Here is a 20,182-nt window from a genome sequence, read left to right as displayed (position 1 = left end):
GCCCGTCCCGGCGGTCACAGCTGGGTCGGCTGCCGCTCGGTGAGGCCGTACGGCTTCGCGATGGAGTTCCACAGCCCGGCGGCCTTGGTCTTCTGCGCGCTGGCGATACCGCTCTGGCGGTTGCCCGCGGCCGTCTGGCCGGTGCCGCTCGCCTGGCCCTTGCGACAGAGCTTCTTGTTGCCCGCGACCTGGTCGGCCCACGCCGCGTAGTGGTTGTCCGCCGACGCGGACGCCTGCCACGCCTTGGTGAGGGCGGTGGTCAGCTCGGCGTGGTTCGGCAGCTTGTCGACGGCGAGCGCGGACAGGCTGGTGACCAGGCCGTCGCGCTGCCGCGCGGCCTCGCGGAGCGACTTGGCCGCCCCGGCGAGGTTGGTGCAGGACTTCACCTCGCCCACGGCCTTGATCACCGCGGCCCGGCTGTTGCCGCTGTCGGCCAGCAGCTTGTCCAGTTCCTCGGCCTGCTGCCGGGCCGGGTCGACGGTCGGGGACGGCGACGCGGAGGTCTCCTCCGTCGCGGGCGCCGTCGCGGAGACGGTCTTGGAGCCGTCGGTCTGCTCGTCCCCGTCGCCGCCGCCGAGCAGCGCGCCCGCGCCGACCCCGACGACCGCGATGGCGATCCCCACGGCGGCGAACATCGGCACCTTCGACCCGGTACGGCCGCCCCGGCCGCCCCCGTCGTCGTCGCGCAGGGCACGCCGTCCACGGCCGCCGCCCGGCGGGTCGTACGCGGGCTGCGCGGAGTAGTGCCCGGGCTGGGCGGGGTAGTGCGCGGGGGGCTCCTCGAAGACGGGCAGCTGCTGGGTGGCGTCGGCGGGCGCGCCACCGCCCGGGTCGCTGCGGAACAGCCCCTCGAACTCGGCGGGGGGCTGCCGGTCCTCGCCCTGGTGGCCGTAGGGCGCGCCCCCAGCCACCGGGGGTATGTACTGCGTGGCCTCGGCGTCGGGGCCCGCGGGGGCGTTCCCCGGGTGCTGGGCGCGGCCCAGGTACTGCGTCGTCTCCGCCGGAGGCCGCGGGGCGGCGTGGTGACCGCCGTACGGCTGGGGTGCCGGGTGGGGCTGGCCGGTGCCGTGCTGCTGGGCCGGGGGCATCTCCGGGGGCAGCGCGCCCGGGGCCACCGGGGGTATGTACTGCGTCGCGCCCTCGTCGGCGGGCTGCGGGCCGCCGTGTGAGGGGACCGGCGGCAGGTACTGGGTGGCGCCCTCGTCGGCGGGGGCGGCGGGCTGGACCGGGGGCAGGTACCGCGTCGCCTGGTCGGGCTGCCCGTACGACGGGGCGGGCGCCGCCTCCGGGGGGAGCGGGCCCGGCGCGCCCTGGGGCTGCCCGCCCCACTGCTGTTCGGCGGGCGGCGCGCCCCAGCCGTCCGCCTGGGCCTGGGGCTGCGCGGGGGGCTGGGCCGGGGGCTGGTACTGGTCGCCCCCGTCGGGTCCCCAGGGCTGTCCCCAGGTCTGTCCCGCGGGCGGGGCGGGGTGCCGCGGGCCGCCGGGCCCTGTCGTCGTACCCGGCAGCAGCGGTTCGCCACCGTCGGAGGGCAGCACGATGCCTTCGTGCGCGGGTCGCGCCGAGGGCTCCTCGCCCTGTCCACTCTGCGTCACCGGGACTCCTACGAATGGGGGACCTTCGGAATCGTCGGCTCACGCTACCGGGTCTCCCAAGTCCCATGCCACGCAGGACAGAACCGGGGCCTCCTTCCCTGTGACCGCCGTTACAAACCCGGCCGCCGTCTCAACTGCCCCTTGAGCGGCGGTCGACCCTCACGCCGCCGCCTGCAACTCCAGCCGCGCCCCGAACTCCCGCACCACGGGCTCCTCACGGAACGGCTCCAGCCGCTGCTGGAAGTCCTCCAGGTACTCGGCGCCCCGGTTGGAGCGCAGGGTCTCCAGGAGTTCCACCGCCTTCAGTCCCGTGTGGCAGGCCTGCTCGATCTCCCGCTGCTGGACCTGCGCGGTGGCCAGCAGGACGTAGCCGATAGCCCGTCGACGGGCGCGGCCCTCGGGGTGCCCGGCCAGGGACTCCTGCGCGTACCGCGCCGCGGAGGCGGCGTGTCCGAGGTCACGGTGGCAGTGCGCCAGTTCGTCGGCGAGGTACGCCTCGTCGAAGTGCGCGATCCACGCGGGGTCGTCCCCGGAGGCGTCGGCGGCCTGCTCCATCGCGCTCACCGCCCGCCCGGTCGACGCCTGCGCGGCCCGCGCGTCGCCGAGGACGGCGTGCCCGCGGGCCTCCGCGGCGTGGAACATGGCCTCCGCGCGCGGGGTGACCCGGCCGCGTGCCCCCTCCTGCGCCGCCCGCGCGAGCTGCGCGATCTCGCGCGGGTTGCCCAGCTGGGCCGCGAGGTGGCTCATGGACGCCGCCAGCACATAGCCGCCGTAGCCGCGGTCCCCGGCGGCCTGCGCGAGGCGCAGCGCCTGGATGTAGTAGCGCTGGGCCAGCCCCGGCTGGCCGGTGTCGACGGCCATGTACCCGGCCAGCTCGGTCAGCCGGGCGACCGCGGCGAACAGGTCCCGCCCGACGGACTCCCGGTAGGAGCCCGCGAGCAGGCCCGAGACGACGCTGTTGAGGTAGTGCACGACGACGGGCCGCACGTGCCCGCTGCCGTACTGGTGGTCCAGGTCGACCAGCGCCTGGGTCATCGCGCGGACGGCCGCCACGTCGGACGGTCCGACGCGCGGGCCCGCCGAGCGGGACACCTGGGAGTCCGGCGCGGAGATCAGCCAGTCCCGGCTGGGTTCGACCAGCGCGGACGCGGCGACGGAGGAGCCGGACAGGAAGTCCCGGCGCCCCACGTCGCTGCGCCACAGCTCGCAGACCTGCTCGATGGCTCCCAGTACCGTCGGCGAGAACTGGAGGCCGACGCCGGACGCGAGGTTCTTGCCGTTGGCCATGCCGATCTCGTCGATCGTGACCGTACGGCCGAGTTTGCGGCCGAGCGCCTCCGCGATGATCGCCGGGGCCCGACCGCGCGGCTGCTGACCGCGCAGCCAACGGGCCACGGACGTTTTGTCGTACCGCAGGTCGAGTCCGTGCTCGGCGCCGCACATGTTGACCCTGCGGGCCAGTCCGGCGTTCGAGCAACCGGCTTCCTGGATGAGCGCCTGCAACCGTTCGTTCGGCTGCCGCGCGACAAGCGGCCTTGCGGCCATGGCGTAACCCCCTGTGGCTGCGGTGCCTGCCCGCGCACCGAGTTGACGTGTCTTCCGGGCCGGGGCCCGTCGTGGGCACCGGCCAGCGCCGGGCACCGAAGGATTCCGGCCGTGAAGATCAATGCCCAGTGGACATACCGAAAATGCGAGGCTTGCGAGGATTGCCGGGAGACCGTCCGATCCGCCCCCTCACCCAACGGCCCGTGTCGTCCCCCCACCTGGTTACCCAGCCGTCGCCGCGGATCCTCCCGCGCGCCCCCGGACATGCACCCGTGCGCCCCGAACAGGGCGCCGGTGCTCTCCCCCCGCGCGCGGCCCGGCCGTAACCCGGGGTGGGTGCGGGAGTTGTGTTGGTCGTGGAAGAGACGATCCCGGCCACCGATGCCGTCCAGATTCCGAAGCAGCGCGGGGAATCGCTGCTGGAGACCGCAGTTCGCTACGCCGAGGACCGCCACTGGGACGTGTTCCCCGGCACCTGGCTGGAAGCGGTCGACGGTGGGCAGCTCTGCTGCTGTGGCGACGCCGCGTGTGAGGCGCCCGGGGCGCACCCCGTGCGCCCGGACTGGGCGACGCAGGCGACGGGCAGCGCGACCGCCGTACGGCGGCTGTGGCAGCGGCAGCCGAACGCGTCGATCCTGCTGCCGACGGGGCGCACCTTCGACGCCGTCTCGGTGCCGGAGACGGCCGGGTTCCTGGCGCTGGCCCGGATGGAGCGGATGGGGCTGCGGCTGGGGCCGGTGACTCTGGCGCCGGACGGGCGGATGCGGTTCTTCGTGCTGCCGGGCGCGGCGGCGAAGGTGCCGGAGCTGGTGCGGAAGCTGGGCTGGGCGCCCGCCTCGCTGGATCTGGTGGCGTGCGGGGACGGGGCGTACGTGGCCGCGCCGCCCACCCGGTTCGGGTCGCGGGGGGCGGTGCAGTGGGCCTGCCGGCCTACCGCGGTGAACCGGTGGCTGCCGGACGTGGAGGAGTTGATCTCGCCGTTGGCGTACGCGTGTGGGCGGGACCGGTAGCGCCTTCTCGTCTGCCCGGCGGGGCTTTCGTGGGCGGCCGGCGGGACCGCCGTGGTCGAGCGCGCGGCTCCCCGCGCCCCTTCGCGGCGTGGTCCGCACCGTAAAGTTCGGGCATGACCGGATCAGGTGTGGTGGCCGTGCGGGTGCGGGGGCTGTGGAAGCGGTTCGGGGAGCAGGTCGCCGTCGGGGGCATCGATCTCGATCTGCCCGCGGGGCGGTTCATCGGGCTGGTCGGGCCCAACGGGGCGGGGAAGACCACGACGCTGTCGATGGTGACGGGGCTGCTGCGACCCGATCAGGGGACCGTCGAGGTGGTCGGGCACGACGTGTGGCGGGACCCGGTGGAGGTCAAGGCGCGCATCGGGGTGCTGCCGGAGGGGCTGCGGCTGTTCGAGCGGCTGTCGGGCCGCGAACTGCTCGCCTACACCGGCCGCTTGCGGGGGCTGCCCGGCGCCGAGGTCGACAAGCGGGCCGCGCAGCTGCTCGACGTCCTCGACCTGGCCGGGGCCCAGCACAAGCTCGTCGTCGACTACTCCACCGGGATGCGCAAGAAGATCGGCCTCGCCGCCGCGCTGCTGCACAACCCCGAGGTGCTCTTCCTGGACGAGCCGTTCGAGGGCGTCGACCCCGTCTCCGCACAGACCATCCGGGGCGTCCTGGAGCGGTACACCGCCTCCGGCGCCACCGTCGTGTTCTCCTCCCACGTGATGGAGCTGGTGGAGTCGCTGTGCGACTGGGTGGCCGTGCTGGCCGCCGGGCGGATCCGTGCCACCGGCACGCTCGTCGAGGTGCGCGGGGACGCCGCCACCCTCCAGGAGGCGTTCCTCCAACTCGTCGGCGCGGGCGGCCGGGACACCGCCTCCCACCTCGACTGGCTGGGCGGCGGGACCCGATGACGAACGCCACCGCCACCCTCGTACGGCTGAAGCTGGCGCTGTTGCGCAACGGGCTGCGGCAGTCCGCCGGGCGGCGGGCCGCGTACATCGCGTCCGGGGTGTTCGCGCTGCTCGTCGCCGTGGGGCAGTTGCTCGGTCTGGTGCTGCTGCGCGGCGAGGCGCACGCCGACTCCGTCGTCATCCTGCTGATCGCGCTGCTGGCGCTCGGCTGGGCGGTGATGCCGCTGTTCTTCCCCGGCGGCGACGAGACCCTCGACCCGACCCGGCTGGTGATGCTGCCGCTGCGGCCCAGGCCGCTGGTGCGGGCGCTGCTCGCGGCCTCCCTGGTCGGCATCGGGCCACTGTTCACGCTCTGCCTGATCGTCGGTTCGGTGGTCGCGGTGGCGCACGGCGCGGCCGGGTACGTCACCGCCGTCGTCGCCGTGCCGCTGGCGCTGCTGGTGTGCGTGGCGCTCGCGCGGGCCGTCGCCGCGGCCAACGTGCGGCTGCTGACCAGCCGCAGGGGGCGGGATCTGGCGGTGCTGAGCGGGCTGGTCATCGCGGTCGGCGCGCAGTTCGTCAACTTCGGGGTGCAGCGGGTGGGCTCGGCCGGACTCGGGCAGCTCGACCCGTTCGCCGACGTGGTGCGCTGGGTGCCGCCCGCGTCCGCGATCGACGCGGTCGACTCGATGGGCCAGGGCGCGTACGCGACCGGGCTGCTGCAACTGGCGCTGAGCGGCGCCGCTGTGGTGCTGCTCATCCTCCTCTGGTCGGAGCATCTGACCCGGCTGATGACCTCGCCGGACGGGTCCACCCTCCAGGCCGCGGGCGACGGCGCCGCGCGGGAGCGCGCCGGGGTGGGCGGGCTCGCGCGGCTGCTGCCCGGCGGGCGCACCGGCACCGCCATGGAGCGCAGCCTGCGCTATGTGTGGCGCGACCCGAAGACCAAGGCGGCCTGGGTGACCTCGCTGGCGATCGGGCTGATCGTGCCGGTGTTCAACGCGCTGCAGGGCACCGGGTCCATCTACTTCGCGTGCTTCGCCGCGGGGATGCTCGGCATCCAGATGTACAACCAGTTCGGTCAGGACACCTCCGCCTTCTGGATGGTCGCGATGACCATCTCCTCCCCGCGGGACGCCTACGCCGAGCTACGCGCGCGTGCCCTGGCCCTGCTGGTGGTCACGCTGCCGTACGCGACCCTCGTCACCGTCCTGACGACGGCCATGCTCGGCGACTGGGCCCGGCTGCCGGAGGTGCTGGGGCTGTCCTTCGCGCTGCTCGGCGCGATGCTGGCGACCGGGGCGTGGGCGTCGGCGCGCTTCCCGTATTCCATCCCGCAGGACGGCCACAAGAACGTCGCCCCCGGGCAGGCGGGCATCGCCTGGCTCGCGGTGTTCGGCGGGATGCTCGCGGCGGCCCTGCTGTGCGCGCCGGTCATCGCCGCGGCGATCTGGCTGCACACCAGCGCGGGCGGCGACGACTGGACGTGGCTGCTGCTGCCCGGCGGCGCGGCGTACGGGGCGGCGGTCGCCCTCGCGGGGCTGCGGCTCGCCGCGCCGCGGACGGCCGCGCGGCTGCCGGAGATACTCGCGGCCGTCAGCAGGGGATGACGGCGACTGCGGCCTGGTGCGGTGAACTCGCCCCCTTGCGGCACCGACTTGACGCGTACAGGCCGTACCAACGCACGTCCACCGACCTCCTGACGGTCACCGGGACATGAGGTGGCGGACCCGGGCGGGTGATCTAGCGTTCCGCTCATGACAAGACAGCGGGAGCGGCGCACGGGTTCACCGAGGTCGAGCGGTACGTGCTGCCCGGCGAGAGCGCCGAGTGGGTCGATCTGCGACGGCCCGCTGACGGCCGCTGACAGGCGGTGACTGACGAAGTCCGAAACGTTTCCACTGTGCAACGATTCCGGGCGAGGTTTGCGGGAACCATATGTGCGCTGCATCACGTTCAAGTTGAATGACTGCGAACGAGCCACCCGACGCGCCGTAGCGAGTGCGCAGCCGGCAGGGGGTCCAAGGGGGTCCAGGTGAGTGCTTCCCGGCGTAGTGGGACCACCGACGAGCTGGGGCCGGACGAGCCCGAGCGCGACGGCGCCGATCTCCTTGCCGCGTTGTTGGACGGCATGGACGCGGCACTGTGCGCGTTCGACGCCGACGGCGTGGTCACCCACTGGAACCGCGAGGCGGAGCGGATCCTCGGCTGGAGCGCCGCCGAGGCCGTGGGGCGGCGGGGCCTGACCGGCTGGGCGGCGCGCAGCGCCGACGCCGAGGAGGTCGAGACGCGGCTGATGTCCGCGATGCACGCGCCCGGCCGCCAGGTGCACGAGTTCGCCCTCGTCACCAAGGACGGCGGCCGGGTCCTGGTGCGCACCCAGTCGGCGGCCGTGCGCGGCCCGGACGGCAAGCCCGCGGGCGTGTACTGCGCGTTCAGCGAGGTGCACGCGCAGATCGACCTGGAGCGGTCCATCGCGCTGAGCGAGGCCCTGTTCGAGGACGCCAGCTGGGGCGTCGTCCTCGTCGACGCCGACCTGCGGCCCGCCGTCGTCAACGCGCACGCGGCCCGCGCGCTCGGCACCGGCCGTACGGCGGTGCTGGGGCGGCCCCTCGGGGAGCTGCTGGCGCAGGGTGTCGAGGAGCTGGAGAGCGCGCTCACGCACGTGCTGGCGGAGGGCGCGCCGCCCGCGCCCGCGGAGATCTGGGTGAGCGTGCGCGCCCCGGAGGGCGCGAAGCGGCGCTGCTGGCGCTGCGGGTTCGTGCGGCTGGCGTCGCCGCTCGCGGAGGAGCCCGTGCCGCTCGGCGTGGGCTGGCTGTTCCAGGACGTCACCGAGGCCAAGCAGGGCGAGCAGGAGGCCTCCCTGCTGCGGTTCCGCACCAACCAGCTGCACCGGGCCGCGCGGGCCGCCGCCGAGTGCGAGGACCCCGCGGAGGCGGCCACCGTCCACCTGGACTTCGCGCTCGCCGGGTTCGCCGACCACGCGCTGCTCGACAAGGTCGCGGGCGGCCCGCTCACCGACGCCGGGGCGGCGGGCCCGGTGCGGCTGGTGCGGTTCGCCGCCACCCCGTCCGGCGCCCCCGGACCGACGTTCCCGGCCGCGGAGGCCGGGCTGCCCGTGCGGTACGGCGACGGCCACCCCGCCCTCCAGTGCGTGGCACGCTCCGGGACCGTGCGCGCCGGGGTCGGCACCGTCCCCACCGAGCAGGCACGCGCGTGGGCGACGGCCCGGCAGTGGCCGCGGGACACCGTGCACGCGCTGTGCGCGGTGCTGCGCAGCCGGGGCCGCACCCTCGGCGTCGTGACGTTCCTGCGCGGGAGCGGGCGCACCCAGTTCGAACGCTCCGACATCGCCTACGCCGAGGACGTCGCCGTACGCGTCGCGGCGGCCCTGGACCTGGCGACGGAGGCGAGACGCGAGCGGGACTAGAACAACTGGGGCGGCCCTGGAGCCGGTCGTCCACCGGCCGACGGATCACTGCCGGTAGAAGATCCGGTCCCCGTACCGCTCGAAGACGTGGCTGTTCCAGTCGAGGCCGCCGTCCACGTTGCCGGAGCGCAGCAGGGGCGGTTCGACGCCACGGGCGGCGAGGGTGGCGGCCGTCTCGGCCATGACGGCCTGCAGGAGCGCCGCGGTGACGACGGTGGAGGCGGGCGCGAAGGGGGCGGGGACGGTGTCGAGGGTGAGTTCGGCGTCCCCGACGGCGATCTTCGAGTCCAGGACGATGTCGCAGTGGTCCTTCAGGAAGGTGCCGGAGACGTGCCGCGACGCCGTCCCGGTGGCGTACGCCACGGACGTCACGCCGATCACCCGCACGCCCAGGGCGCGGGCGTGCACCGCCATCTCGACGGGCAGCGCGTTGCGGCCGGACAGCGAGATGATCACCAGGGTGTCGCCCGCGCGCAGCGGCGAGCTGTCCAGGACGGCGCTCGCGAACCCGTCGACGCGTTCCAGGGCGGAGCCGAGCGTCGCGGGCATCACGTCGACGCCGACGACGCCGGGCGCGGCGAGCAGGTTCATCAGGGCGAGGCCGCCCGCCCGGTACACGACGTCCTGCGCGGGGAGCGAGGAGTGCCCGGCGCCGAACGCGAACAGCCGCCCGCCCGCGGTGACCGTGTCGGCGAGCAGCTCGGCCGCGGCGGCGATCGCCCCGGCCTCCTCGTCGCGGACGCGGTGCAGCAGGCCGATCGCGGCGTCGAAGAACTGGTCGGCGGGGGTGCTGTCGCCCATGCGGTGCCCCTTCACGGTGGATGTGTCGCGGATCACCGTGCGGTCTGGACCAGTGCCGTGTCAATACGGCGGGCCCGCCCCTGGTGCGGGTGGGCCGCGGGCGCGCCACGGGGCCGTGGGGGCGGGCGGGACAGGCCGCGCGACCCCCGCGTTTCGCCGGCACGGCACGGTTGTCAGCGGTATGCGTCAGAATTGGAGCCAGGGCCAGCGCACGCGCCGCAGGGCCGTCCAGCCTTCGGCACATCTCATCGAGGGGCACGTATGTCCGGACTGATCGACACCACGGAGATGTATCTCCGCACCATCCTCGAACTGGAAGAGGAAGGCGTGGTCCCCATGCGCGCCCGGATCGCCGAGCGGCTCGACCAGAGCGGGCCGACGGTCAGCCAGACGGTGGCGCGGATGGAGCGCGACGGTCTGGTCTCCGTGGCTGCCGACCGGCATCTGGAGCTGACCGACGAGGGCCGTCGGCTGGCCACCCGCGTGATGCGCAAGCACCGCCTAGCGGAGTGCCTGCTGGTCGACGTGATCGGCCTGGAGTGGGAGCAGGTGCACGCGGAGGCCTGCCGCTGGGAGCACGTGATGAGCGAGGCCGTGGAGCGCCGCGTCCTCGAACTGCTGCGCCACCCCACCGAGTCGCCGTACGGCAACCCGATCCCGGGCCTGGAGGAGCTGGGCGAGAAGGACGGCGCCGACCCGTTCCTCGACGAGGGCATGGTGTCGCTGGCCGACCTCGACCCGGGTCCGGAGGGCAAGACGGTCGTGGTGCGCCGGATCGGCGAGCCGATCCAGACGGACGCCCAGCTGATGTACACGCTGCGCCGCGCGGGCGTGCAGCCCGGCTCGGTGGTCAGCGTGACGGAGTCGGCGGGCGGGGTGCTGGTGGGCTCCAGCGGCGAGGCGGCCGAACTGGACGCGGACGTCGCCTCGCACGTGTTCGTGGCCAAGCGCTGACGGGACGGCTGTGACAGGACGGCCGTGACGGAGACGGAACGGCTGTGACAGGACGGCTGTGACAGGACGGCCGTGACGGAGACGAGACGGCTGTGACGGAACGGCTGTGACGGAGACGGGACGACTCTGACGGAGCGGCTCTGACGGGACAGCCCGGGCGGGACAAGACCGGCCCCCGCAACCGACGCGCCAGACCCCGCGCCGACCTCCCTGCCGGCCCCATCTACCGCATCCGATAAGGGATTTGGCGTTCCGGAGCGCAGCGCTTCGGCGGCTGGCGTGTCAGGCTGTCGCGTGGGGCCCGTGGCCGGGCATATGACAGACAAGGGGGTGGGCGGATGGGCCGCAGACGAGCGGAGGGCCCCGGCGCCAGGTGGCGCCGGGGCCTGTCCTCCCCTGTTCTGACCCGGAGCCCCGAGCTCTCAGGGTCATTCCCCTCGGACCGGTTTCCCCGAGCGGTCCGCCTCCCGCTGAAGATCTCCCCTCGGCGGCGTGGATCAATCCTTGAGCGGCGTCACTCAAACGAGGGGTGTCGCCCACCGACGGCCCAATCTCGAATAGCCGTTCGATAACCTGCGGGGCAGCGCACACGACAGCGGTCCGAGCGGAGCTTGGGGGTGCCAGAACCAATGGTCCGGCGCATCGACGTGACCGGGGCGACGGGCGTACGCCTCGCGGCCTGGGAGTTCGGCGACCCGCCGAAGCCCGACCCGCACAGCGACCCCGACCGCCACTCCCCCGGAGTGCTCTTACTCCACGGGCTGATGGGCCGTGCCTCGCACTGGGCGTCCACCGCCCGCTGGCTCTCCGCCCGGCACCGCGCCGTAGCCCTCGACCAACGCGGGCACGGCCAGAGCGAGAAGCCCCCACGGGCCTCCTACACGCGCGAGGCGTACGTCGAGGACGCGGAGGCCGCCCTCGAACAGCTCGGCCTCGCCCCGGCCGTCCTCATCGGCCACGCCATGGGCGCCCTGACCGCCTGGCAGCTCGCCGCCAAACGCCCCGACCTGGTGCACGCCCTGGTCATCTGCGACATGCGGGCCTCCGCGCTCGGCGGCGCCTCCCAGCGCGAGTGGGAGGACTGGTTCAGGTCCTGGCCCGTCCCCTTCGCCACCCTCGCCGACGTCCGCAAGTGGTTCGGCGAGGACGACCCCTGGGTGGAGCGCCCCCACCCGGCCCGCGGCGCGTTCTACGCGGAGGTCATGCACGAGTGCGAGGACGGCTGGCGCCCCGTCTTCGACCCCGCCCAGATGCTGAAGTCCCACGAGACCTGGGTCTACGACGCCCACTGGGAGGAGCTGGCGCAGGTCCGGTGCCCCGCCCTGGTCGTCCGCGGCATCGACGGCGAGCTGGGCCGCGCCGAGGCCCAGGAGATGGTCCGCGTCCTGCCGCGCGGCGAGTACGCGGAGGTCAGCGACGCCGGACACCTCGTCCACTACGACCAGCCGCAGGCGTGGCGGACCGCCGTCGAACCCTTCCTGAACGGCGTCCTGACCAGGTGAGACGCCCGTCTCCGGATCAGTCGCGAAAAAAAGTGGTTGATCCCGGCGGGAGTGGTTCCTAGGGTGGCGGTACACGAGAAGGGAGGTGGTTCGGCAGATGTATGAATACCGGACGCGTGAGGTGGCTGCGGGCTAGCGGCCCGTCACCACATCCAGTGCGGTGCCGGACCCGTACGTGACAGACGCGTACAGCCGGCCCAATCCCAGCAGTCACCCGACCCGCGAGTCGCCGGTACGTCCGGCCGGCTCCTCCCCGGAGGAACCAGACTCGCGGGTCGTCTGCGTCTGCCGGCCCGTACCGGGCCCTCAGCAGCGGACGATGGCGCCCCTCAGCGGACGATGTCCGCGTAGCCCTCGATCTCGCGCGGGTCGCGGGTCCCCGGGCCCACGTAGCGGGCCGAGGGGCGCACCAGGCGGCCGGTGCGCTTCTGCTCCAGGATGTGCGCCGACCAGCCCGCCGTGCGGGCGCAGGTGAACATCGACGTGAACATGTGCGCCGGGACCTCCGCGAAGTCCAGCACGATCGCCGCCCAGAACTCCACGTTGGTGGCCAGCACCCGGTCCGGACGGCGGCTGTGCAGCTCGGCCAGGGCCGCCTTCTCCAACGCCTCGGCGACCTCGAACCGCGGCGCGCCCAGCTCACGGGCGGTACGGCGCAGCACCCGCGCGCGCGGGTCCTCCGCCCGGTAGACGCGGTGCCCGAAGCCCATCAGCCGCTCCCCCTTGTCGAGGGCCTGCCGGACGTACGCCTCCGCGTCCCCGGTGCGCTCGATCTCCTCGATCATGCCGAGGACCCGGGAGGGGGCGCCGCCGTGCAACGGCCCGGACATGGCGCCGACGGCACCGGACAGGGCGGCGGCCACGTCGGCGCCGGTGGAGGCGATGACGCGGGCGGTGAAGGTGGAGGCGTTCATGCCGTGCTCGGCGGCGGACGTCCAGTAGGCGTCGACGGCGGCGACGTGCTTGGGGTCGGGCTCGCCCCGCCAGCGGATCATGAAGCGCTCGACCACGGAGTGGGCCTTGTCGATCTCGCTCTGCGGCACCATCGGCAGCCCCTGCCCGCGCGCCGACTGGGCGACGTAGGACAGGGCCATCACGGCGGCGCGGGCGAGGTCGTCGCGGGCCTGCTCGGCATCGATGTCGAGCAGCGGTTTCAGGCCCCACACGGGCGCGAGCATGGCCAGCGCGGACTGTACGTCGACGCGGATGTCACCGGAGTGGACGGGGATCGGGAACGGCTCGGCGGGCGGCAGCCCGGGGTTGAAGGCCCCGTCGACGAGCAGGCCCCAGACGTTGCCGAACGAGACGTGGCCGACGAGGTCCTCGATGTCGACGCCGCGGTACCTGAGGGCGCCGCCCTCCTTGTCCGGTTCGGCGATCTCCGTCTCGAAAGCGACGACTCCCTCAAGACCGGGTACGAAGTCGGACATCAGGCGGCTCCTCGTGGTGGGTGCGACGGACGGGGTGGTCGGCGGCCAGGGGTGCGTATGGCAAGGTGCGGCGGCGTCCCGGGATCCACGGCCCTGCGCGGCGCGGCTCGCGGTCCCGGACGCCAACCCTGTGATGCCCCGTGCGGCTGCACGATATTCCCTCAGTGCCATTCCTGGGGAGAGTTCGCGGCACTCAGTGCCAGATGCGTGACGAAGGACACCGCGCCGAAAAGCCGTCGTGGATACGGCAAGATGACCGCGTGACCGACTCAGCCGCCGCCCCGCCCGCCGACGACGTCCCCCATCCCGCCGCGATGCGCCGGCAGTACCGTGCCGAGGGCCTCGCCGAGGACGACCTGGCCGCCACGCCCGTCGCGCAGTTCGCGCGCTGGTTCCGGCAGGCCGCGACCGAGGGCCGCCTGTTCGAACCCAACGCGATGGTCGTCGCCACCGCCGACGCCGAGGGACGGCCCAGCTCCCGCACGGTGCTGCTGAAGCACTTCGACGAACAGGGCTTCGTCTTCTACACCAACTACGACTCCCGCAAGGCCCGCGACCTCGCCGCGAACCCGTACGTGTCGCTGCTGTTCCCGTGGCACCCGATGGCCCGCCAGGTCATCGTCACCGGCGTAGCGCGCCGCACCGGACGGGACGAGACCGCCGCGTACTTCCGCACCCGCCCGCACGGCTCCCAGCTCGGCGCCTGGGCCAGCGCCCAGTCCTCGGTGGTCGCCCGCGCGGACCTCGACGCCGCGTACGCCGACCTCGCCGCCCGCTACCCCGAGGGCGAGCAGGTACCGGTGCCGCCGCACTGGGGCGGCTTCCGGGTGGCGCCGCGGGCGGTGGAGTTCTGGCAGGGCCGCGAGAACCGGCTGCACGACCGGCTCCGGTACGTCGCCCAGCCGGACGGCGGCTGGCAGGTGGAGCGGCTGGCCCCCTGAGGGCTCAGGGGGCCTTTCACTCTGAGCGTCCGACCCGGACGGGCCTAGTGAAAGGCCCCCTCAGTCCAGCGTCTCCTCCAGCAGCGCCGCCCACTGCCCCACGACCCGGTCACGCCGCTGCCCGTCGTCGGTGAGCAGGTTGGCCAGGCCCAGGCCGCGGGCCATGTCCAGCAGGCCCTGCACGGTCTCCCGGACGCCGGGCCGGGACTCGTCGGCGCCCAGCAGTTCCACGGCGATCCGGTGCGTCTCCCGGCCGACGCGGGCCTCCAGCTCGGTCACCCGGGGCCGTAGCTGCTCCTCGTTGGAGGCGGCGACCCACAGGTGCAGGGCCGCCCGGAACAGGGGCCCGGTGTACAGGTCGACGAGGGCGGCGACGACGGCCCGCCGGTCGTCCTGCGCGCCCTCGGGGAACAGGGCGCGCAGGGCGGTGGAGCGTTCCTCGGCGACGTACTCGACGGCGGCCGTGAACAGGTCCTCACGGGTCGGGAAGTGGTGCTGCGCGGCACCGCGCGAGACGCCCGCGCGCTCGGCGACGACCGCGACCGTGGAGCCCGCCCAGCCGTGCTCGGCGAGGCAGGCCACGGCCGCCGCGAGGAGCCGCTGCCGGGTGGCCCGGCTGCGGTCCTGCTTGGGCACGCGTTCGGCACGCTCGGACCTCTCAGCACGCTCGGCCGTGCTCACACCCACCATTCCGGATCCCGTCGTTCAAGGAAGGCCGTCATCCCCTCGCGGGCCTGCGCGGAGGAGAACAGCCGGGCCGAAAGCGCGGTCAGCTCACCCGCGTCCCGGTCGAAGCCTTCCAGCACCCTAGCCGTGAGCAGCCGCTTCGTCTCGGCGAGGGCCTGCGGGGCGGACTTGCGCAGCCCGTCGAGGACGGGTCCGAGTACGGCGTCGGCGTCCTCGCCCGCCGCCGTGAGCAGCCCGATCCGGGCCGCCTCGGGCGCGTCGAAGCGCTCCCCGGTGAGGTAGTAGCGGGCCAGCGCGCGCGGGTCGCCGCGCGGCAGCAGCGTCAGCGAGATCACGGCGGGCGCCACCCCGATCCGCACCTCCGTGAACGCGAAGCTGGCGTCGGTGGACGCGACGGCGATGTCGCAGGCGGCCAGCAGTCCCAGACCGCCCGCGCGGACGTGCCCGGTGACCCGCGCGACCACCGGCTTCGGCAGCTCCACCAGCTGCCGGAGCAGCCCCACCAGGGCGTCCGGGTGCGGCGGGTCCCGCAGGTCGGCACCGGCGCAGAAGGTGTTCCCGGAGTGCGTGAGGACGACCGCGCGCACGTCGTCGTCCTCGCCGCACTCGGCGAGGGCCCCCGCGAGCGCGTCGACGAGGGCGGCGGACAGGGCGTTGCGGGTGGCCGGCGAGTCGAGGCTGACCGTCTCGACGCCCCGCGCGCGTGCCCGGCCGATCAGAGGGGACGTCACCCGGCCTCCCGGAGCTGACGGCGGAGGATCTTCCCGGAGACGGCACGCGGCACGCCGTCGATGAAGACGACCTCCCGGACGCGCTTGTACGGGGCGACCCGCTCGGCGACGTACCTCATCACCTCGTTCTCGGAGAGGTCCGGAGCGGACGGCTGGCGGACGACGAACGCGCGCGGGATCTCGTTGCCGTCGTCGTTGTAGACGCCGATGACGGCGGCGTCCGCGACGCCGGGGTGGGTGAGCAGCAGGGCCTCCAGTTCGGCGGGCGCCACCTGGAACCCCTTGTACTTGATCAGCTCCTTCACCCGGTCGACGACGAACAGCCAGCCGTCCCCGTCGACGTACCCGACGTCCCCGGTGTGCAGCCAGCCGTCCTCGTCGATCATCGCGGCGGTGGCGTCGGGCCGCCCGAGGTAGCCCTTCATCACCTGCGGCCCCCGGATGAGGATCTCCCCGCTGTCGCCGGGCCCCAGGTCCCTGGCGGGGTCGTCGAGCGAGACGACGCGCATCTCCGTGCCCGGGATCAGCTTGCCGACGGTGCCGTGCGGCGCCTCGCGCATGGCGTCCAGGGGGACGACATGGGTGCCGGGGGACAGTTCCGTCATGCCGTACGCCTGGCCCACGGGCGGCAGCCCGAGCCGCTTGGAGCAGGCCGCGGCGAGCTGGGCGTCCAGGGGTGCGGCGGCGCTGATGACGTACTTCAGGGACGACAGGTCGTACTGCGCGACGGCCGGGTGCTTGGCGAGGGCGAGCACGATCGGCGGGGCCACGTACAGGACGGTGATGCGGTGGTTCTGGATCGCGGCGAGGAACTGCTCCAGGTCGAAGCGGGGCAGCACGACGACGGTGGCGCCGTTGCGCAGGGGCGCGTTCATCAGGGCGGTGAGGCCGTAGATGTGGAAGAACGGCAGCACGGCCAGGACGCGTTCGTTGACGCCGGTGCCGATCACGGGCTCCAGCTGCGCCAGGTTGGTCCCGATCTGCCGGTGGGTGAGCATCACGCCCTTGGGGGTGCCCGTCGTCCCCGAGGAGTACGGCAGCACGGCGACGTCCTCGACCGGGTCGACGTCGACGTGCGGTTCGGGCGCGGTGGAGCCCAGCATGTCGATCAGGGAGCGGTGGCCGGGCGCGCTGTCGCAGACGAAGACCTCCTCCACGCCGCCCGCGAGTCGGGCGGCCCGCCGCGCGGTCTCCAGGAGCGGCGAGACGGTGACGATCCAGCGGGCGGCGGAGTCACCGAGCTGCTTGGCGAACTCCTCGGCGGTGGCGAGCGGGTGCACGGTGGTGACCGAGGCGCCCGCGCGGGTGGCCGCGTAGAAGGCGGTCGGGAAGGCGATCGTGTTCGGGCTGTGCAGGGCGAGCACGTCCCCCTTGCGCACGCCCGCCTCGGCGAGCGCGGCGGCGACCCGCCGGTGGAAGCGGTCGAGCTGCTCGTAGGTGAGGGTGGTGCCGTCGGTGCCGTCGATGAGCGCGGGGAGGTCCCCGAACTCGGCGGCCCGGCCGAGGACGGCCTCGTGGATGGGCAGTTCTACGGGTGGGACGTCTGCGTACTCGCTGCGGAACATCGGTTCCTCCTCGCACGACGCTGTGCCGGACACGTCTGGGGGACCTCAGTAGGACTTCGGCAGTCCCAGGGTCTGGTGGGAGACGTAGTTGAGAATCATCTCCCGGCTCACCGGCGCGATACGAGACACGCGCGCGGCCGTTATCAGCGACGCGAGCCCGAACTCGCGCGTGAGGCCGTTCCCGCCGAGAGTGTGCACGGCCTGGTCGACCGCCTTCACACACGCCTCACCGGCCGCGTACTTCGCCATGTTGGCGGCCTCCCCCGCGCCGACGTCGTCGCCCGCGTCGTACAGGTGCGCCGCCTTCTGCGTCATCAGCCGCGCGAGTTCGAGGTCGATGTGCGCCTGCGCGAGGGGGTGCGCGATGGCCTGGTGGGCGCCGATGGGGGCCTTCCACACGGTACGCTCCCGGGCGTACTCGACCGCCCGCGCGAGCGCGTACCGGCCCATGCCGATCGCGAACGCCGCCGTCATGATCCGCTCGGGGTTGAGGCCCGCGAAGAGCTGGAGCAGCCCCGCGTCCTCGTCGCCGACGAGCGCCTCCTGGGGCAGTCGTACGTCGTCCAGGGCCAGCTCGAACTGCTTCTCCTCGGCGTGCAGTTCCATGTCGATCCTGTTGCGCTGGAAGCCGGGAGCGTCGCGCGGGACGATGAACAGGCAGGGCTTGAGGTTGCCGGTACGGGCGTCCTCCGTGCGGCCGACGATGAGGGTGGCGTCGGCGATGTCGACGCCGGAGACGAAGACCTTGCGGCCGGTGAGCAGCCAGTCGGCGCCGTCGCGGCGGGCGGTGGTGGTGATGCGGTGGGAGTTGGAGCCCGCGTCGGGTTCGGTGATGCCGAACGCCATCGTGCGGGTGCCGTCCGCCAGGGCGGGGAGCCACTCGCGTTTCTGGGCCTCCGTGCCGAAGCGGGCGATCACCGTGCCGCAGATCGCCGGGGAGACGACGAGCATGAGCAGGGGGCAGCCCGCGGCGCCCAGCTCTTCGAGGACGAGGGAGAGTTCGGTGATACCGCCGCCTCCGCCTCCGTACTGCTCCGGGAGGTTGACGCCGAGGTAGCCGAGTTTGCCCGCCTCGGTCCAGAGGGCCTCGCGGTTGTGGTTGCGGCCGTGGCGGCTGCCCAGTTGGGCGACCGCGGATCGGAGAGCCTTGTGCTCTTCGGTCTCGATGAGGGTGGTCACTGTCATCCTCCGAGTACGGGTGGGTTGTGGCAGGTCGCGCTCACGTGGCGGAGCCGCATATCGAATGCGGCCCCGCGCCCCTAGGGGGTCGCAGTCACCACCGCCAGGAGCGTCCCGACTTGTACCTGCTGGCCAGGAGCGGCGTTCAGGGCGCCGAGAGTCCCGGTCGCGGGCGCCTTGATCTCGTGCTGCATCTTCATCGCCTCCAGCCAGAGCAGGGGCTGTCCGGCCTCCACGCGGGACCCCTCCGCCAGTCCCTCCGCGACGCGGACGACCGTGCCCGGCATGGGGGCCAGGAGGGAGCCGGGGGCGTGTGGGGTGGCCGGGTCCGGGAAGCGGGGGAGGGCGGTGAGGCGGGTGGAGTTGACGTAGACCTGGTCGCCGTGGCGTGTGACCTCGTACCGCCTGCGTACGCCGTCGGCCTCCAGGACGACCAGGTCCGCGTCCGCGTGGACGACCCGTACCCCGTCCGTGTCCGTCTCGAAGCCGCCCGCGCGGGTGGGGCGGTAGCGGGCCTCGTGGTCCTCGCCCGCCATGCGGTAGCGCTTGGTCTGGGGCCGGGAGGGCAGGTTGCGCCAGCCGCCGAAGCGGGAGCGGGCGTGTGCGTGGGCGTCCGCCAGGGCGGCGGCCAGGGGGGCGTGGGGGTCGGGGGCGGGGTCGGTCAGCTCGGCCAGGTGACGGTCGTAGAAGCCCGTGTCCAGGTGGGCGGACGTGAACTCCTTGTGGCGCAGGGAGCCGACCAGCAGGGCGCGGTTGGTGACGGGGCCGTGGACCGTGGCCCGGTCGAGGGCGTCGGCGAGGGTGCGGATCGCCTCCGCGCGGGTGGGGGCGTGGGCGACGACCTTGGCGAGCATGGGGTCGTAGTGGACGCCGATGGTGTCGCCGTCGGTGTAGCCGGTGTCCAGGCGGACGCTGTCCGGGACGGTGAGGCGGTGCAGGGTGCCGGTCTGCGGGGCCCAGCCCTGGGCGGGGTCCTCGGCGTAGAGGCGGGCCTCGACGGCGTGGCCACGCGCGCGTGGGGGCTCGGTTTCGAGCCGCTCGCCCTCCGCGACGCGGAGTTGGGCGGCCACGAGGTCGATACCGAAGACGGCTTCCGTGACGGGGTGTTCGACCTGGAGGCGGGTGTTCATCTCCAGGAAGTGCGCCCGGCCGTCGGCGACGAGGAACTCGACCGTCCCGGCGCCGGTGTAGTCGACGGCGCGGGCGGCGCGTACGGCGGTGTCGTACAACTCGGCCGTCAGGGCGTCGGTGAGGCCGGGCGCGGGGGCCTCCTCGATGACCTTCTGGTGGCGGCGCTGGAGGGAGCAGTCCCGGGTGCCGAGCGCCCACACGGTGCCGTGGGTGTCGGCGAGGACCTGCACCTCGACGTGGCGGCCGTCCTCGATGTACGGCTCGACGAACACCTCGTCGTCCCCGAACGCGGCCAGCGCCTCCGCGCGGGCGGCCGTCAGCTCGGCGTCGAGGTCGGCGAGGCGGCGTACGACGCGCATCCCGCGTCCGCCACCGCCCGCCGCCGCCTTCACCAGCACGGGGAGGTCGGACTCGGTGACCTCGGCCAGCGGGGTCAGGCCCAGGAGTTCCTTGGCGCGGGTCTTGGACGCCATGGCCTCGATCGCCTCGGGCGGCGGGCCGATCCACAGCAGGCCCGCGTCGCGGACCGCGCGGGCGAAGTCGGCGTTCTCGGAGAGGAAGCCGTAGCCGGGGTGGACGGCGTCGGCCCCGGCGGCGAGGGCGGCCTTCACGACGAGGTCGCCGCGCAGGTAGGTGTCGGCGGGCGTCGCGCCCGGCAGTCGTACCGTCGCGTCGGCCACGCGCGCGTGGAGGGCGTTCTGGTCCGGGTCGGAGTGCACGGCGACCGTCCGGACGCCCAGCTGGCGGCAGGTGCGGAAGACCCGGCAGGCGATCTCGCCCCGGTTGGCGACGAGCAGAGAAGTGATCAC

16 protein-coding genes are annotated in these 20,182 nt (G+C 73.8%); 7 read left to right on the top strand and 9 right to left on the bottom strand.

What is annotated here, in order from left to right; genetic code table 11:
• Positions 1–14: 14 nt before the first annotated feature.
• Positions 15–1,592 (bottom strand): hypothetical protein, encoded by a 1,578-nt coding sequence (locus tag ABZ659_RS29625; RefSeq protein WP_360225757.1) that lies wholly within the window; start codon positions 1,590–1,592, stop codon positions 15–17.
• A 159-nt stretch (positions 1,593–1,751) separates the two neighbouring features.
• Positions 1,752–3,137, bottom strand: a complete 1,386-nt coding sequence (locus tag ABZ659_RS29620; protein WP_360225754.1) for a transcriptional regulator — start codon at positions 3,135–3,137, stop codon at positions 1,752–1,754.
• A 356-nt stretch (positions 3,138–3,493) separates the two neighbouring features.
• On the opposite strand from ABZ659_RS29620, the gene ABZ659_RS29615 reads away from it, so the two are divergent.
• The 4 genes from ABZ659_RS29615 to ABZ659_RS29600 all read left to right on the top strand — a co-directional run bounded on the left by ABZ659_RS29615 (position 3,494) and on the right by ABZ659_RS29600 (position 8,452).
• Positions 3,494–4,147 (top strand): bifunctional DNA primase/polymerase, encoded by a 654-nt coding sequence (locus ABZ659_RS29615; RefSeq protein WP_360225751.1) that lies wholly within the window; start codon positions 3,494–3,496, stop codon positions 4,145–4,147.
• 113 nt (positions 4,148–4,260) lie between these two features.
• The gene (locus ABZ659_RS29610) at positions 4,261–5,043 is read left to right on the top strand and encodes an ABC transporter ATP-binding protein (protein ID WP_360225748.1); all 783 of its coding nucleotides are present in this window, start codon (positions 4,261–4,263) and stop codon (positions 5,041–5,043) included.
• Positions 5,040–6,632 carry a transporter gene (locus ABZ659_RS29605; RefSeq protein WP_360225745.1) on the top strand — a complete coding sequence of 531 codons (1,593 nt, stop codon included), beginning with the start codon at positions 5,040–5,042 and terminating at the stop codon, positions 6,630–6,632. Before ABZ659_RS29610 ends, ABZ659_RS29605 begins: the two co-directional genes overlap by 4 nt.
• Before the next feature lie 425 nt (positions 6,633–7,057).
• Positions 7,058–8,452: a PAS domain-containing protein gene (locus ABZ659_RS29600; protein ID WP_360225742.1), complete on the top strand. Its 1,395-nt coding sequence runs from the start codon at positions 7,058–7,060 to the stop codon at positions 8,450–8,452.
• Between the two features lie 45 nt (positions 8,453–8,497).
• Here ABZ659_RS29600 and ABZ659_RS29595 read toward each other — a convergent pair whose 3' ends face one another.
• Positions 8,498–9,253 (bottom strand): SIS domain-containing protein, encoded by a 756-nt coding sequence (locus tag ABZ659_RS29595; RefSeq protein ID WP_360225739.1) that lies wholly within the window; start codon positions 9,251–9,253, stop codon positions 8,498–8,500.
• Positions 9,254–9,514: 261 nt separating this feature from the next.
• Here ABZ659_RS29595 and ABZ659_RS29590 point away from each other — a divergent pair, with 261 nt between their 5' ends.
• Together ABZ659_RS29590 and ABZ659_RS29585 are read left to right on the top strand one after the other, a co-directional pair.
• Complete coding sequence (locus tag ABZ659_RS29590; protein ID WP_360225736.1) at positions 9,515–10,207, top strand: metal-dependent transcriptional regulator; 693 nt, start codon at positions 9,515–9,517, stop codon at positions 10,205–10,207.
• Positions 10,208–10,836: 629 nt separating this feature from the next.
• Entirely contained in the window at positions 10,837–11,709 is an 873-nt protein-coding gene (locus tag ABZ659_RS29585) for an alpha/beta hydrolase (protein ID WP_360225815.1), read from the top strand.
• Between the two features lie 329 nt (positions 11,710–12,038).
• Here the strand turns inward: ABZ659_RS29585 and ABZ659_RS29580 are convergent, their stop codons facing one another.
• Positions 12,039–13,139 (bottom strand): citrate synthase 2, encoded by a 1,101-nt coding sequence (locus ABZ659_RS29580; RefSeq protein WP_360225733.1) that lies wholly within the window; start codon positions 13,137–13,139, stop codon positions 12,039–12,041.
• Positions 13,140–13,453: 314 nt separating this feature from the next.
• On the opposite strand from ABZ659_RS29580, the gene pdxH reads away from it, so the two are divergent.
• On the top strand, positions 13,454–14,080 hold the full coding sequence (pdxH, locus tag ABZ659_RS29575; protein WP_360225812.1) for a pyridoxamine 5'-phosphate oxidase: 627 nt from the start codon (positions 13,454–13,456) through the stop codon (positions 14,078–14,080).
• 60 nt (positions 14,081–14,140) lie between these two features.
• On the opposite strand, the gene ABZ659_RS29570 is transcribed toward pdxH, so the two are convergent.
• The 5 genes from ABZ659_RS29570 to ABZ659_RS29550 form a co-directional block, all read right to left on the bottom strand.
• The gene (locus ABZ659_RS29570) at positions 14,141–14,770 is read right to left on the bottom strand and encodes a TetR/AcrR family transcriptional regulator (protein WP_360225730.1); all 630 of its coding nucleotides are present in this window, start codon (positions 14,768–14,770) and stop codon (positions 14,141–14,143) included.
• Complete coding sequence (locus tag ABZ659_RS29565) at positions 14,758–15,498, bottom strand: enoyl-CoA hydratase family protein (RefSeq protein ID WP_360225727.1); 741 nt, start codon at positions 15,496–15,498, stop codon at positions 14,758–14,760. Before ABZ659_RS29565 ends, ABZ659_RS29570 begins: the two co-directional genes overlap by 13 nt.
• Complete coding sequence (locus tag ABZ659_RS29560; protein WP_360225724.1) at positions 15,495–17,063, bottom strand: 4-coumarate--CoA ligase family protein; 1,569 nt, start codon at positions 17,061–17,063, stop codon at positions 15,495–15,497. The genes ABZ659_RS29565 and ABZ659_RS29560 overlap by 4 nt, the downstream gene beginning before the upstream one ends.
• 45 nt (positions 17,064–17,108) lie before the next feature.
• Complete coding sequence (locus ABZ659_RS29555) at positions 17,109–18,242, bottom strand: acyl-CoA dehydrogenase family protein (protein ID WP_360225810.1); 1,134 nt, start codon at positions 18,240–18,242, stop codon at positions 17,109–17,111.
• 80 nt (positions 18,243–18,322) lie between these two features.
• Positions 18,323–20,182, bottom strand: coding sequence for a biotin carboxylase N-terminal domain-containing protein (locus ABZ659_RS29550; protein WP_360225721.1), 1,860 nt, complete (start codon positions 20,180–20,182; stop codon positions 18,323–18,325).

Origin of the sequence: Streptomyces sp. NPDC006997, assembly GCF_040635175.1 — a bacterium.
In the GTDB taxonomy this organism is placed as follows: domain Bacteria; phylum Actinomycetota; class Actinomycetes; order Streptomycetales; family Streptomycetaceae; genus Streptomyces.
This window is presented reverse-complemented; position numbering and strand designations above follow the sequence as displayed.